The organism is Rickettsiella endosymbiont of Litargus connexus (genome assembly GCF_964277335.1).
In the GTDB taxonomy this organism is placed as follows: Bacteria; Pseudomonadota; Gammaproteobacteria; order Diplorickettsiales; family Diplorickettsiaceae; genus Aquirickettsiella; species Aquirickettsiella isopodorum.
On record NZ_OZ195516.1, the window covers coordinates 1457886 to 1472351 of the forward strand.

The following is a 14466-nucleotide window of genomic DNA, read 5'->3' on the forward strand; positions in this document are numbered from 1 at the left end:
AAATAATAGTTACTCGCTTTTTTTCAAAAAGGCGTCTCTAACCTTTTGTTCATTCTGTTGTAGCCATTGTAAAGCAATAATAGTCGAGCCATTATTAAATTTTCCTTGATTGAGTAAATTATAAGCTACTTTTAGGCTTAAAACATGCAAACGAATATCTTCCCCTTCCTCAGCTACCCCATGAATTCCTTTTGCCAATTCAGCATCAACTTGTCCGCAAAAAAGATAAATACGCTCTGAACTTCCTCCTGGACTCACCCAATATTGGCAAATGGGAAATAAATTCGTTATTTCTAAGCCAGTTTCTTCTTGTGTTTCACGTCGTGCTACTTGCTCTAAACTTTCACCTTTATTAATAACGCCTGCGACTATTTCAATTAACCATGGATTTTTTGCTTTATCAGCAATACCTACGCGAAACTGTTCGATTAAAACCAACTGATTACTATTCGTGTCAAACAATAAAATACCTATCGCTTCGCCCCTTTCAAAGACTTCTCGAATTTGTGTTGCACTCCATCCCCCGCTAAATAGACGAAATTTTACTTTCCATTGTTCTAGCTGAAAGTGTCCTTGATAAACTATTTCTTTCTGCAAAATTCTAACATCTGAACAATCGAATTTGGAATTCATAGAGCTATATCTTAATTATGAAATTTGGCATAATAGGGGCACTTACTTAGAAAAATCTAGATTTTTCTTCTTTTAGTATAAAAAAAATAATGACTATACACGACTTTTTTATCGATAAATCTGCTAAAAAACTATCTATTTGCTCTAAATTAGCATTAGGTATTTATTTATTTTTTGCATATTTTACACCTACTTTTGCTGCAGATTTAATGGATATTTATAAAGCGGCCTTAAATAGTGACCCTACCTATCAGGCAGCTGTATCCACTCGACTATCACAACGAGAAGCAATACCTCAGAGTGTAGCTGTCCTTTTGCCTAATATCTCAGCTCAAGCTAATATTTCTAATATTTATCAAACTATTACTCAGCCTCCTACTACGGAGCAACCGAATGGAATCAGCAACCTCCAGTCTCAGGGATACAATATTTCTATTAGACAACCTTTAATTAATGTCAATGCTTGGCTAGCACTAAAACAAGCGAGTAGTATCGGCAAACAAGCTGATCTAACCTTGGCAGCCGCTGCACAAGATCTGATTTTTCGCGTAGCATCTGCATATTTTAATGTTTTATCTGCCCAAGACACTCTTAGATTTTATCAAGCAGAAAAAACTGCTGATAGTAAGCAATTAAATCAAGCTCAGAAACGTGTCCAAGTTGGTTTAGATGCCTTAACCAGTGTTTATGAAGCCAAAGCGGCATATGACAAATCCGTCGCTACGGAAATAAGTGCTGAAAATAATTTACGCAATAATCAAGAGGGACTGCGCCAATTAACAGGCCAGACTTATTCTTCTATAAACCGTTTTGCAAAGAAAATACCTTTACAAACCCCTCAGCCAAACAATATTGAAGATTGGGTTAATGCAGCCACTCAGAACAACCTCAAGCTAATAGCTGCACGCTATGGCGTAGAAATCTCTCGAGAAAAAATAAAGATGCAAGCTTCCGGGCATTTACCTAGCTTAAGCTTAATAGGTAACTATGGAAACACTGATACCTTTAATAATGCCCCTAACTCACTTAATAAACGTGTCGGAACTTTAGGCTTTGAATTAGATATTCCGCTCTTTGCAGGTGGTGCAGTTTCTTCCAAAACCCGCCAAGCCCAATATGACTTTCAAACGGCCAGTGCTAATTTAGATAATACCTATCGTAGGCTTATCATTAATACACGACAAAAATATAATGATGTACTTGCTGATATCAGTAAAATCAAAGCTGAACAACAAGCAATCAAATCTGCACAACTGTCATTGGGCAGCACTGAAGAAAGCTATAAAGCTGGAACACGAACTATCGTGGATGTCCTTATTGCGCAACAAAGCCTTTACGATGTAAAACGTACTGCAGCAAGTGATCAGTATACTTATCTATTGGATACTTTATTACTAAAGCAAGCCGCAGGTAGTTTAAAGCCAGATGATTTAATGCAAATTAATCAATGGTGTTTAACCCGCAGCAGCATTTACTAAGCGAAACGCCTCGCTAACCCTTCTTGATGTCGTGGTTTCTTTAGATTCACCTTTAAAAAAGATTGTCCTCGGATTATTAAAAATAGTACTAACAGAATATTGTCGTATAGGAACATTTCCATTGCAATGACCATTTTCTACTTGTTTTTTTTCTAATCTATTATTAATGAACTCTTTGGATTTGGATGTTCGATTTGAAAATTTGATCAATCCATTTCCAAAGCTTTCCTTTGAAGTATTTTCTTTAAAATACATTTCCATTGCTTCCTGAAAGCTTATAGTAGACTGTTGTTGTTGTTTTTCTTTAAAGTAGTTTATTAACTTCTCTCTATGTGAAGTTAATAACTTTAGTTTGTTTTGCTTTTCTGTAGCATTACTCTTATCGATCCAAACTCCATTTAAACGTTTTTCAGCTGTAGTCAATATCCAGTCTACTCGTTCTTCTTCTCGCCATTTTGCAGATAATTCCTTAGGTGTTTCTGGTTGGTCTGGTGAGTTATGTTCATGAGCATGTATATCGAAACTTTTCTTGATCGATTCAAAAAAAGTTAAATTATTTTCGGCTTTTTTAAAAGTCCAATTCCAAAATGCACTCGGCAGTAGCAAAGGAAAAAAAACTATATTTAACAACGGCAATTCAAAAGTATTTTCTAAAGCTTCAAAGAAACCAATATTATTTCCAAATTTTTTACAAAACCAATAAAAGATCCCGCCTGACAAAAGGAGAGGTGAAAGAAGTACTTGCAAAGGAAGTTGTAATAGATTTCCATGATCGTGATCATCCTCTCCTTCATGATCCTGTTGCGTATGATGATGATCATCTTCTGTCGTTAAAAAACTAAGATCCTGTAAACCTTCTGACACAGCACATACACCGGCTACTAATGGAGGAGGCACATTTAAAAAGCGATCCGTAGTGAATCCGATACTAATCAAATGACCTATAAAAACGAGTGATTGTAAAGGTGAAATAATTAATTTGGCTAGAATACGAAAAGGGTTAAAGAATTGTACCCAAGTTTCTTCTCGCTTAACCTTCTTTAAATTACTTAGTATATTAGAATAAAAAGATTTAAAAGCTTTAATAGGATGTTTAATTCCCTCAAATATTGCAATAAATATGCTTTTACAATTAGCAATAGTTTGTAAAGTGGTACTAAATCCATAAATTAAATCTGTCACAAAATTTATAGGTATTAAAATAGCACTTGCACAGTAAGCAACAAAAATTGGTAACTTAGGCGCTAATAATTTTATCCCATTCTGCATAACTATCCAACAAGTACCGCCAGAAGCCGCCGTTGCAAATACTGTTAAGCTAGTAATTCCAACTACCACTATAGATAAAGATAATAAGCGTAACAAATAAGCACCTAAAGGTTCTTTGTGATTATCAATATCTTTTCTTTTAAATAGTTGTAAAGTTTTACTAAAAGCCTTTTCGATGGCATCATTTTTTACAATATCGGTAATCGCATAATAGAGTAAAAATGTTGCTCCTATCGCAGCAAATATAGCAACTGGCCATACTATGGCCGATATGGTTGTTACAGATAATGACAGCGCTAAACCCACCGTTATTGCTTCTTGTACTGCAAAAGCAGTAACAAATCCGGATACAATTCCTACTAAAATACTAATTATCCAGAAAAAACGTAAAAACCATACACTGCGTTTTGCTGATTTCAGTTCAATTAAGCTAACATCTTTTATTACTTGACTAATATAGTGATTTTCATTATTAGCATCATTTGATATATTTATTTGCTGATAAAAATAATTTTTTAGTTCCTCTAGTCTTTTTTTAGCTTCTTTTATGTCCTCTTCATTGGCAGAAGGATTATTTTTTAATGCTTTATATTTTTTTCTTTGGTTCCAATAATCTTGTAGGAATGTACATTGACTGGCAATCTCAATCTCATCTTTTTTACTTAAAAATTTATTTAACTCTGAAAAAAGTAAATGTTTCTGGGCATTTGAGGTAAGCAACTTTAATCTTGCTAATCCTTTAAAAATACTGATTCCAAAAACTTTTCCTTCAATCGCTCCCGAAAGAAAAAAAGCTAATATAGCCGGAATGATATATGGGTAAATAATCCACAAACCGGAAAAACTTAAAAACCCCACAGATAGAATCGTGCCCATTGTCAAAAATGTGGCCACTACATAACGTAAGGCTTTAGTTTTTTTTAAACGCATGTCAATCTCTCACTCTCACAATAAATATTCAGATTCTAATCTCAAAGATTAGTCCTATTGGGTTTATCTAGAAACTCTATTAATTATTTTAATCTCATTAGCTTAAGGATCTATTAAATGATATTAAGAATCATTCCTATTTGAAGGCGAGATAATAACCAAGAAGGGCTGAATCATCAAGAAAATTTTTTGGCGCGTGTAATAATGACAAGTATTTTTCGTGCATTGTCTGAGTCGATTGACATAAGCTTTGCAAATTGGATTCATTATGAATGATATCGTCAGCTCGTTTGATACTTTCTATTGGTGATATTTGTGCAGCTAAAATGGCATCGATCTGGTTTTTTTCCAGAAGATCTCGCTCCTCTGCGCGTTGAATTTGTAATTCTCGCGAAGTAGTCACTAACAAAATACGATTTAATTTAATATAATTAGGCGTGGAAGGTTTTTTTTTATGTAAACTAGAAGTTCTTCCTTCTAATAATAATGGTATCACTAAGAGACAATACATTCCTGTAGCTTTTTTAATCGCCTCTTGTATTTGTTGGTAAATTAAAGGATGCAATAGCCCTTCTAACCATTCACGATCCTTCGGATTGTTAAAGATAGCGGCTCTTAATTTATTCCGATCAATTTCGTTACTTTTTTTTAATAGGTCAACGCCAAAACGGGCAACTAATTTCTTACGAATCTCCGAAGAATTATTGATGAGTTCACGACCAATTTGGTCTGCATCGATAATACTTACGCCCAACGCTGCAAAGTAACTAGCCACTGTAGATTTACCACTTGCTATTCCGCCTGTTAACGCTACAGTAAACACCTTAGGAAATATTAATGTGTAATAATTGAATTGGAAGAATTTTCTTTTTGCCCATTACCACTTTTATCATCCTGTTCTTGCATTTGCTGAGCATACAAAGCTTCAAAATTAACTGGAGCTAAGTAAAGAGGTGGAAAACCCGCACGACCAACTAAATCTGAAACTGCTTCCCTGGCATATGGAAATAAAATAGTAGGGCAGGTTATACTCATCACCTGATGATTTTGTTCTTGGGTGAATCCCTTTAATGTAAAAAGACCTGCTTGCTTTACTTCAACCAAGAACAAAGTCCTATCTTTCGATTTTGCTGTCACAGTAATTTGTAAAATGACCTCATGATTGTCAGAGCCTATGTCTGTAGTATTCATAGTAAACTGCAAATTGAGCTCCGGTTGCCATTCCTCTTGAAAAGCTTGGGGAGAATGAGGAGTCTCTAGTGATAAATCTTTAACATAAACACGTTGAATAACAAATTCAGGTTGTTGGGTAGGTTTGCTGGCTTGGTTCATAAATTACTCGTCTTTTAGTAAGGTATCTAATTCACCAGAGGCAGCTAATTTTGATAAATCATCAAATCCTCCGATAGATTTATTATTAATAAATATTTGTGGTACTGAACGTCGGTTACTTAATTTCACCATTTCTGCTAATTTATTAGCATCTTTATCAACTTGAACTTCTTCGTATTTTACTCCTTTTTTTGTCAACAATTCTTTAGCATTCGCACAGTAAGGACACCCTAATGTGGTATATATCACTACTTTTGGCATAAAATCCCCTTTTATAATGACTTGAAGAATTAGCTTTTAATGACAGGCAAAGCTGCGTTTTGCCAGCTCACAATTCCACCTTTAAGATGGTAACATTTTGTAAACCCTGCATTTTTTAACAGCCTACCAATTTTATGATGTGACTGTCCGTGACTATAATTAATGATAATAGGCCTTTCTCGATATGAGTCAAGCTCGTTTAGCTTAGTTTTAAGTTCAGAAACAGGGATATTAATGGACTCTGCGATATGTCCTTTTTTAAAACTGAGAACATCACGAATGTCTAAAAAAATTGCGTCTTCTCGATTAATCTTAAAAATAGCTTCTTGGACAGTTAAGGGCAATGTGCCGGTTAGCTTAGCATGTAATTCAAAAGTCAGTAATAAAATCAAAATAATAAAAAAAGCCAGCCACAGCTCCCAATGTCGTAAACTAAATTCAATGAACTGCTGCATTTTCTTTAACCTTTGTAGATTTGCCTTATCTCAGGTACGCTAGTCTAGCGAAATTTAACACCCATCGCTATACTCTCTTACATTTTTAATATTGAGAAACCGGTTTTATGTCTACACAAATAGAACATCAGCATCCACTAGAGCTAACAAATAAGCAAGCACATTATAAAACTTTGCTCTCTGAACTGATGGATATGGCAAAAAAACAAGGTGCTACCCAAACTGAAGCGAGTATTAGTCATGATACTGGTTTTTCAGTCACTGTTCGCAATCAAGAAGTTGAAACTATCGAACATAATCGGAATAAAAGCTTAGGAATAAATGTCTATTTTGGTCGTCAAAAAGGTTCTGCAAGCACCTCGGATTTCAGTCCTAAAGCGCTTAAAAATACCTTAGAAGCAGCTTGCCATATAGCACGCTTTACTACCGAGGATCCCTTTAGTGGCCTAGCAGAATCCAATTTTTTAGAAAAAACCCCGTCAGATTTAGACCTTTATCATCCTTGGTCGATCGATCCGCAAAATGCAATCGTATTAGGTAAAGAGTGTGAAGCGAATGCTCTCGCTATAGATAATCGACTAACCTTTTCAGAAGGAGTCATTTTATCTACACAAGAAGCTATTTATGTTTATGCTAATAGTAATGGATTTTTAGCCGCGTATCCTAGCTCGCTGCACCATATTTCTTGTAATCTTATAGCCAAAGATAAAATGGGTATGCAGCGTGATGGTAGCGACACAATAAGTCGCAATCCTGACCAACTACAAGCAATTGAAAAATTGGCTAAAGAAGCCGCTGATAATACAGTTAAACGACTTAGTGCAAAACGTATAAGCACTTGCCAGGTTCCGGTAATTTTTCATTCAGAAATTGCCCCTCGCTTAATTAGAACTTTTCTTGAAGCAATCTCGGGGGGGAATATTTATCGCAAAGCTTCTTTCTTAGTCAATTATCTAGGAAAATCTGTATTTGATAAAAAAATTTCTATCTATGAAAAACCTCATTTATTAAGCGCTTTAGGAAGTGCACCCTTTGATGACGAAGGGGTTCGTACCTGTAATCGAATTTTAGTTGAGGAGGGGGTTTTATGCGGATATTTACTAAACAGCTATTCAGCAAGAAAACTAGGCTTGCAAACCACTGGAAATGCAGGCGGGTTTCATAATATTTTACTCGAAACGAGCCAATTTAAACTTAATGATCTAATAAAACAAATGGGAAAAGGCTTACTAGTCACTGAAGTTATGGGGCAAGGTATAAATTTAGTAACGGGTGATTATTCTCGAGGAGCGGCTGGCTTTTGGGTAGAAAACGGAGAAATACAATATCCTGTAGAAGAAATTACCATAGCAGGCAACCTAAAAGATATGTTTCAAAATATCGTAGCTATAGGTAATGATATTAATAATAAGAGTTCTATTCAAACAGGTTCAATTTTTTTAGAAAAAATGATGATCGCAGGAACATTATAAAAAATAAACTTAAATCACTAGATTAAATCGGTACCATAATCTAAGCTTGCTCAGTTATAGACCATACACTGATACCGTCTAAAGTACCGAGAGATAAATAGGTTTTTAAATAATCTGGAAAAAGAACATCTAACACTCTTCCCGCTTTTGATGAGGCCATACGACAATAAAGCTGGCCGTTATTCCAAATAGCAAAACTCATATGTAGTACATTCATAGGAGTTCCTATCCGGGAACTTAGATAAGAATCATGGCCGACAAAAAAAATTAGACTTCCTGTCGGTATTTTTTGCCTTAATACAGAATTTTGTAGCAAATCAAAGACTGGAATATAAGATATACTAACTCTTTTACTTCCATATAATGCCTCACCTTCTTTTTTTAATTGAAATAATCGTGCTTCTTTTTCTTGGAAACTTAAATAAGGAATTCGAATTCTATCTGCAGTTAAATTGTCATACCAACTCCGCAGGTTTATCTGTGTTTTAGTCATTCTAGTTTTTTGACCTGCAATTAAATAACTTAACTCATGAATATACCCATTTCTTTTATTATTGGGAATCCAATCAGCACTAGGAAAATGATTACGTTGCGTAAAACTCACACTACCCTGCTTGTAACGAATTTGATTGATTTTGCTTTTAAAATCAGGAAGATTTTTAGCTAAGGCTAATGCCATAACCGTATCAACATAAGTTTCACAATCAAAATAATCAAAACGATACAAGGGATTTTGATCATATCTACCCTTAGTGCCTTCACCAAGTGCTCCTTCTAAATACGGTAAATTTAGTAATGCAGCACTTTGAATTTCAATTCGTCGCTGAATTGGATCATTCTGGCTTAAAGAGATTAATTGTTTGACAATTTCATCACTCCCTTGAGTGTCTGCAAAACTTAAAGGAGTAAACAAAAAACAAAGCACGGCTAGGCCATAGAAAAATCGACATGGTATTATCACCCTTCTTCACCAAACCTGTCTGTAACTAATTTTTCTAGCACCGTTAAAGCAGCCGCTTCATCTTCTCCTTGAACGATGACTTCAACAGGGCTACCTTGTCGAGCAGTAAGACCCATTACTTCTAAAATACTTTTTCCATCGACTTGTTTACCATTACATTTGAGCGTAATTTGGCTAATAAAACATCTTGCGATTTTGACCCACTTCATAGAAGCGCGGGCATGTAATCCCAATTTGTTATTTATCGTAATAATTTTACATATCATACGGTGAGGAAACTAATCCTCTATTTTTCCTCTATACTAAAACTTTCGCCACATCCACAGGCGGCCGTTTGATTTGGATTAATGAATTTCAGCGCCCCATTAAGTCCATTTTGTATATAATCAATACACATCCCCTTAAGCATAGGAAAACTAGCACGCTCAACAAAAACAACTAAATCACTATCAATAGAAAATTGTAAATCTTCAGAATGGAAGCTATCTACATAATCCACTACATAAGTAAAACCCGAACAACCGGAACGCTTAACACTTAAGCGGAAACATTTTTCACCTAAATGATTAGCAAGAATCTTTTTAACATGTTTAATCGCTGAAGGGGTTAAGTAAAGATGACTGCCCTTTTTTGTACTTTTAGCAGGGTCGTAGATAGGAACATTAACTTGTGTCATAAATTCCATATTACCACTTAATAAGTTAGGTAACAAAGTAGTGGTCAAAGACCTTTTACATTATAGTAATATACCTCATTTTTGTAGTTATTTTACCTACAAAATAAGCAAAAAGGGCTTTTTTTAATCAAAATTATAAAGCTTTCCATTTCAGCCTAAGTATATTTGTTTAATTTTACAGATAAAAATACCTTTCTCATTAGCTTACATTCTGTGTATCCAGTCAAAAAATGGCGGTTATAAATCGTTCAAGTACTAAAGGATATTTAAGCATTAAAGACTTTTCCTCTAGATCAAAAAGCTATCCAAATTAAAACTTCATCACCATGATTTTCTAAAATGAATTAATTAAAAACTGGAGCCTAATTTACAACGGAGAACTTTTTACTTGTGTCGTAAAAGTGTTTGTTGTACGGTTAACTTTAGCTATTACAATATATTTAATTTGCATTTTTAACTCTTTATGTTTAATAAATTAGATACTAAGCTTCTTGGGGGGATTCTACTTATAGTGGGCACAGCAATAGGAGGAGGAATGTTAGCACTACCTATTGCAACCGCTGAAGCTGGATTTACAAACTCCTTGATTCTTTTATTTCTATGCTGGTTCATCATGACCGTCAGCGCTTTTTTGGTCCTTGAAGTTAATCTATGGCTTCCTGCCAATACTAATATTATTTCCATGTCACGAATTTTATTAGGTCGCTGGGGTGAATCTATCGCATGGATAAGTTATCTTTTATTATTTTATTCTGTTCTTGCTGCCTATATGGCTGGCGGTGGAGATTTTCTCAGCGGCTTATTGCTTAATTTAGGTGTTAAAATACCTAGCTGGGCATCTATTCTTCTATTCATAGCTATTTTAAGTTATATAGTTTACCAAGGCATTCATTATGTTGATTACGTAAATCGTGGTCTAATGTTTAGTAAACTTAGCATTTATGTTTTACTTATTTTATTTATTATTCCATCTGTCTCCGACACTAAATTAAAAGATGGAAATATACTCTACTTAACAAGCGGAGCAACAGTGATGATAACCTCATTTACTTTTGCCAACATCATACCAAGTTTACGAACTTATTTTAAAGATGATATTCCCAAATTACGAAAAGCTATTTTAATAGGTAGTTTAATCCCATTATTTTGTTATCTATTTTGGAATTTATGTATTATGGGGGTACTCCCTCGAGAAGGAAATTATGGATTAATTAATATGTTACATTCCAAACATTCAACCAGTGAATTTGTTATGCAATTAAGTAATAAGTTAAACAATCCCCTTATTACTTTTATGGCACGAATTTTTACTTCTATTTGTTTAGCAACTTCATTTCTTGCTAGTGGACTAAGCTTATCTGATTTTTTAGCAGATGGTCTACGGACTACGAAACGAGGAAAAGGTGGGCTTATTGTTTATTTAGCTACCTTTCTACCTCCTCTGACAGTAGTATTATTTTATCCAGGTGCCTTTATTGGCGCATTAAGTTATGCCGGAATTTATTGTGCAATACTTTTTATTTTGCTCCCTTCTCTAATGGTTTGGCGTGGACGATATAGAAAAAATCCTTTGGCTAAAGGGTTTAGAGTAAAAGGAGGAAGACCCTTATTATTAGGACTTGGTATTGCGGGTGTTTTATTCATTAGTAATGGAGTTCAAATAGCATTAACCTAAGATTTAGCTTACAAATACATAAGCTAATTGCTATAGGCATTGAATTGCATCTTTCTTATCCAACCACTTACAACCCTTTCATCTCGGCCCGCTACCCCTTTTCCAAGTAAAAGTCCAATATTAATAGGGAATCAATCAATAGAAATTAGATTTTTATTTTCAAAAAATAATGATTTTTAAAGTTTTTTAATTCTTTATAGTAGAAAAAATAACTAAGATTTTCCTAAATTAACTAAGAAATTTCAACAATTGAATGGGGGACAAATATGATAATAGATGGTGTATTAGTCGGAGTCGTATTAGCAGGACTGGAATTAGGTATAGCTTGGATATTGGCTTGCGTAATTAATCATGAGCCTTCATCTGAAAAAAAGGAGGAAAAAGAACCCCCTCTTACTTTTTCAGCAAATTTCGCTAATCTAGCTGATTTAAAATAAAATTTAAGCTCATTGCTCTGCTTACTATATTCACAGTTTTAAACATAAAAAAATTTATCAAAATACCAAAAACCCTCTGGAGATTCTTCAATAGTTTTCAGGGGTTTTTCATTTAATATATAAATTAATTAAAATTAGTTATTAAATAATTTCATTATTAACTGCTTTCCGATTAAAAATATTTTTCAGCATAATATACAAATCTTTATATGGAATAGGTTTAGTTGAAAAACTATCAATTTCGGCTTCTTGGCACCATTTTTTCAAGTCATTAGCAGGATATGCACTTAATAATACTATCGGTTTTCGGTTTGTTTTATTATTTTTTTCTAGTATACGAATTCTTTTTCCTACTTCAACACCTTGCATATCAGGTAACCCGGCATCGAGAATTATAAGATGATAAGTACTATCTAAACACATTTTTAATGTTTGTTTTCCATTTTCGGCAATATCAACCTGATAGCCCATTTTTTTCAAAAAAATACTATGCACGCGTTGAATAATCAGCTGATCTTCAACTAGCAAAATTCTTTTTTTTTATCCACTTTTTGTTTTCTCCTTGTTAAAAAATTTAAATTAAATCATAGTCCATAAATGGACTATGATGCAACAGTATAAAAATGTAAGTCGTCAAGCAGTTTGATTTAAAGTTAGATTACTGGCATAATTTTTTAGGTTTTAAAAAAATAATTTAACAAAGATCTTATTTAATTTTTTTGCTCTGTGTTGTTTTTATAAATAGAAATAATGCTACCGCTTAATTAAATTAAGAAAAGAGACTTTGCAGAGGTTTATTTCAATTGCCCTTTAAGCACACGCTAAATAATACTTTAGAATATCTAATAAAAAAGTGGGGGATAAATATTAATCAACTCCATAAGCATACTGGTATTCCTCTTTCTACGCTAAAGCGATTAATACTAAACAAAGAAAATAATCCTACACTAGCATCCTTGGCTCCCATTGCGAACTATTTCTCAGTATCACTCGATCAGTTAACGGGAAGGGAAATTTTACTCAATAAAAATGGCCTGCAGATCCCTTTGATACACTGGAAAGATATCATTAATACCCCTAAAAATAGATATCACCTAGCCTTTTCATCATTATTAATAAGCGATATAAGTTTAAGTGAAAACAGTTTTGCTTTAGTAATAAAAGATAATAATACCACTAATTTTTTGGCTGGATCTTTATTAGTCATTGATCCTAGTTTAAGAGGTCGCAATCGAGATTTTATAATTGTACATAAAAAAGGCATGCGTAAACCACAGCTTATACAAAAAATTATTTATGAAAATAAAATCTATTTGAAAAATTTAAATGCTAAATCTGAAATTATTAAATTTTCGAAGTGCTACAAAATTTTAGGTGTAGTTATACAAATAAGAATGAATTATAAAAAAAGTAAATTTTATGTTAATTTCGAGGATGAAAAAGGCAACAGCGCCCAAAAATATTAATCAATATATCCTTATATTAGGGATGATAAACATTACGATTAGTTTAGCAGCTGACGTTGTAGCCTATAAATTAGTATTTCTTGGTCCGGCATTAGTGCCTGGCGCACCGCTGATTTTTCCTTTAACTTATATTATTGGAGATATAGTAGCAGAAGTTTATGGTTATAATGCGGCTAAACAAATTATATGGGTTACGTTAATCTGTGAATTATTTTTTTCGATTGCAATAAAATTAATTATTCATTTACCTTCACCCAATTTTTGGCACGATCAACCTTCTTATAATCAAGTAATAGATCCTATATTAAGGTTTGTTTTAGCAGGTATATTGGCGGTTATAAGTAGCAGTTTTATCAATATCTATATAATTTCAAAATGGAAAATATTAATGAAAGGTAGACACTTTTGGCTACGCAGTTTAGGATCATCTGCTATTGGTGGTTTTATTTTAGTTTTCATCACTATATTATTTGGATTTAGTGGTCATATATATTTTTCACAATTGGGATATATGATTTTATCCGTTTATTCAATCGAAATATTATATTCTTTGCTAGGTGTATGGCCGGCTTCACTAATTACCGGGTTCTTAAAAATGGAAGAGCAACTCGATGTCTATGATACTGAAACTGATTTTAACCCTTTTAGATAGATTTTTTTCAAATAGGAAAGACAAATGCCCACAAATAAAACAGCTTTTTTAGACAGGCTGAGACAAAATCTCGAATCAGAGGTGAATTCAGTACCTGAAAAAAAAACTTGCTTTGCAGAGATCATAAAAAATATCGAATCATTAGATGAAATAACAGCTGAGAGGCTAATTAAGCATCTCGATCTAAAAACTATTAAAGGTATTACTGACGAAGATGGTTATTTTAAAGAATTTGTAAATACAATTGTTAAGAATGAACGGGAAAGTCAAACTGAAATATTTTATCTCTTAAAAGGAAAGCAAGTATCATGCTTACATAGTCTAGATACTACTGAAACATGGCATTGGCTTGATGGCAAAGAGATTTCTATTTTTATTTTTAAAGCACAGGGGCTAGAGAAAATCAATTTAAGTGAAAAGAATCCTCTTCACACAATTGATAAAAATACATTATTTGGGGCTAAAATAACTAATCTAAGAGATGACAATGATTATGCATTAGTAACCTGTTTATGCAAACCTGGTTTCGTTCCAAAACATTATTGTAACCCATCTAAAGAAGAAATTTATACACTTCTTAAAACTTATCCCGAAGAAAATCAAACTATTCAAGAACTTACTCCGAAAATCTCGACTACTAACAAAAATATTTTTCAATCAATATTTAAAATTTTTACCTGCTGTATTGGTGTAAAAAAAAATGAAGAACAAACTCCTTTAATTAACCCATCACAAACTAATCGGTAATTAGACTAAAATGCTTGGAGAT

General features: G+C 33.4%; 17 protein-coding genes. 7 read left to right on the forward strand and 10 right to left on the reverse strand.

What is annotated here, in order from left to right:
- Nucleotides 1-9 precede the first annotated feature (9 nt).
- Nucleotides 10-633 (reverse strand): NUDIX domain-containing protein, encoded by a 624-nt coding sequence (locus ACICP9_RS06470; protein WP_395497690.1) that lies wholly within the window; start codon nucleotides 631-633, stop codon nucleotides 10-12.
- A gap of 89 nt (nucleotides 634-722) precedes the next feature.
- Here ACICP9_RS06470 and ACICP9_RS06475 point away from each other — a divergent pair, with 89 nt between their 5' ends.
- The gene (locus ACICP9_RS06475) at nucleotides 723-2111 is read left to right on the forward strand and encodes a TolC family outer membrane protein (protein WP_395497692.1); all 1389 of its coding nucleotides are present in this window, start codon (nucleotides 723-725) and stop codon (nucleotides 2109-2111) included.
- Here the strand turns inward: ACICP9_RS06475 and ACICP9_RS06480 are convergent.
- The 5 genes from ACICP9_RS06480 to ACICP9_RS06500 all read right to left on the reverse strand — a co-directional run bounded on the left by ACICP9_RS06480 (nucleotide 2088) and on the right by ACICP9_RS06500 (nucleotide 6358).
- Nucleotides 2088-4310, reverse strand: coding sequence for a hypothetical protein (locus ACICP9_RS06480; protein WP_395497694.1), 2223 nt, complete (start codon nucleotides 4308-4310; stop codon nucleotides 2088-2090). The genes ACICP9_RS06475 and ACICP9_RS06480 overlap by 24 nt on opposite strands.
- Before the next feature lie 136 nt (nucleotides 4311-4446).
- The gene (gene coaE / locus ACICP9_RS06485) at nucleotides 4447-5133 is read right to left on the reverse strand and encodes a dephospho-CoA kinase (protein WP_395497696.1); all 687 of its coding nucleotides are present in this window, start codon (nucleotides 5131-5133) and stop codon (nucleotides 4447-4449) included.
- A gap of 11 nt (nucleotides 5134-5144) precedes the next feature.
- Nucleotides 5145-5642: a protein-export chaperone SecB gene (gene secB, locus ACICP9_RS06490; protein WP_071662861.1), complete on the reverse strand. Its 498-nt coding sequence runs from the start codon at nucleotides 5640-5642 to the stop codon at nucleotides 5145-5147.
- A gap of 3 nt (nucleotides 5643-5645) precedes the next feature.
- The gene (gene grxC / locus ACICP9_RS06495) at nucleotides 5646-5903 is read right to left on the reverse strand and encodes a glutaredoxin 3 (protein WP_071662862.1); all 258 of its coding nucleotides are present in this window, start codon (nucleotides 5901-5903) and stop codon (nucleotides 5646-5648) included.
- Nucleotides 5904-5932: 29 nt separating this feature from the next.
- Nucleotides 5933-6358, reverse strand: coding sequence for a rhodanese-like domain-containing protein (locus ACICP9_RS06500; RefSeq protein ID WP_395497698.1), 426 nt, complete (start codon nucleotides 6356-6358; stop codon nucleotides 5933-5935).
- 107 nt (nucleotides 6359-6465) lie between these two features.
- On the opposite strand from ACICP9_RS06500, the gene pmbA reads away from it, so the two are divergent.
- The gene (gene pmbA, locus ACICP9_RS06505) at nucleotides 6466-7830 is read left to right on the forward strand and encodes a metalloprotease PmbA (protein WP_395497700.1); all 1365 of its coding nucleotides are present in this window, start codon (nucleotides 6466-6468) and stop codon (nucleotides 7828-7830) included.
- A gap of 40 nt (nucleotides 7831-7870) precedes the next feature.
- Here pmbA and ACICP9_RS06510 read toward each other — a convergent pair whose 3' ends face one another.
- The 3 genes from ACICP9_RS06510 to ACICP9_RS06520 form a co-directional block, all read right to left on the reverse strand.
- Complete coding sequence (locus ACICP9_RS06510; RefSeq protein WP_395497702.1) at nucleotides 7871-8791, reverse strand: N-acetylmuramoyl-L-alanine amidase-like domain-containing protein; 921 nt, start codon at nucleotides 8789-8791, stop codon at nucleotides 7871-7873.
- Complete coding sequence (locus tag ACICP9_RS06515) at nucleotides 8788-9000, reverse strand: HPr family phosphocarrier protein (protein ID WP_245756787.1); 213 nt, start codon at nucleotides 8998-9000, stop codon at nucleotides 8788-8790. Before ACICP9_RS06515 ends, ACICP9_RS06510 begins: the two co-directional genes overlap by 4 nt.
- Nucleotides 9001-9077: 77 nt before the next feature.
- Entirely contained in the window at nucleotides 9078-9467 is a 390-nt protein-coding gene (locus tag ACICP9_RS06520) for a HesB/IscA family protein (RefSeq protein ID WP_395497704.1), read from the reverse strand.
- A 463-nt stretch (nucleotides 9468-9930) separates the two neighbouring features.
- On the opposite strand from ACICP9_RS06520, the gene ACICP9_RS06525 reads away from it, so the two are divergent.
- The gene (locus ACICP9_RS06525; protein WP_395497706.1) at nucleotides 9931-11142 is read left to right on the forward strand and encodes an amino acid permease; all 1212 of its coding nucleotides are present in this window, start codon (nucleotides 9931-9933) and stop codon (nucleotides 11140-11142) included.
- 266 nt (nucleotides 11143-11408) lie between these two features.
- Nucleotides 11409-11579, forward strand: a complete 171-nt coding sequence (locus tag ACICP9_RS06530; protein ID WP_395497708.1) for a hypothetical protein — start codon at nucleotides 11409-11411, stop codon at nucleotides 11577-11579.
- A 141-nt stretch (nucleotides 11580-11720) separates the two neighbouring features.
- Here ACICP9_RS06530 and ACICP9_RS06535 read toward each other — a convergent pair whose 3' ends face one another.
- Entirely contained in the window at nucleotides 11721-12107 is a 387-nt protein-coding gene (locus ACICP9_RS06535; RefSeq protein ID WP_395497710.1) for a response regulator, read from the reverse strand.
- A gap of 275 nt (nucleotides 12108-12382) precedes the next feature.
- Here ACICP9_RS06535 and ACICP9_RS06540 point away from each other — a divergent pair, with 275 nt between their 5' ends.
- Genes ACICP9_RS06540 through ACICP9_RS06550 form a run of 3 tightly spaced genes read left to right on the forward strand, consistent with a single transcriptional unit; the run spans nucleotide 12383 to nucleotide 14444 of the window.
- Complete coding sequence (locus ACICP9_RS06540) at nucleotides 12383-13045, forward strand: helix-turn-helix domain-containing protein (RefSeq protein ID WP_395497712.1); 663 nt, start codon at nucleotides 12383-12385, stop codon at nucleotides 13043-13045.
- Nucleotides 13014-13697 (forward strand): queuosine precursor transporter, encoded by a 684-nt coding sequence (locus ACICP9_RS06545; RefSeq protein WP_395497714.1) that lies wholly within the window; start codon nucleotides 13014-13016, stop codon nucleotides 13695-13697. Before ACICP9_RS06540 ends, ACICP9_RS06545 begins: the two co-directional genes overlap by 32 nt.
- 24 nt (nucleotides 13698-13721) lie before the next feature.
- Complete coding sequence (locus ACICP9_RS06550; protein WP_395497716.1) at nucleotides 13722-14444, forward strand: cupin domain-containing protein; 723 nt, start codon at nucleotides 13722-13724, stop codon at nucleotides 14442-14444.
- Nucleotides 14445-14466: the final 22 nt, after the last annotated feature.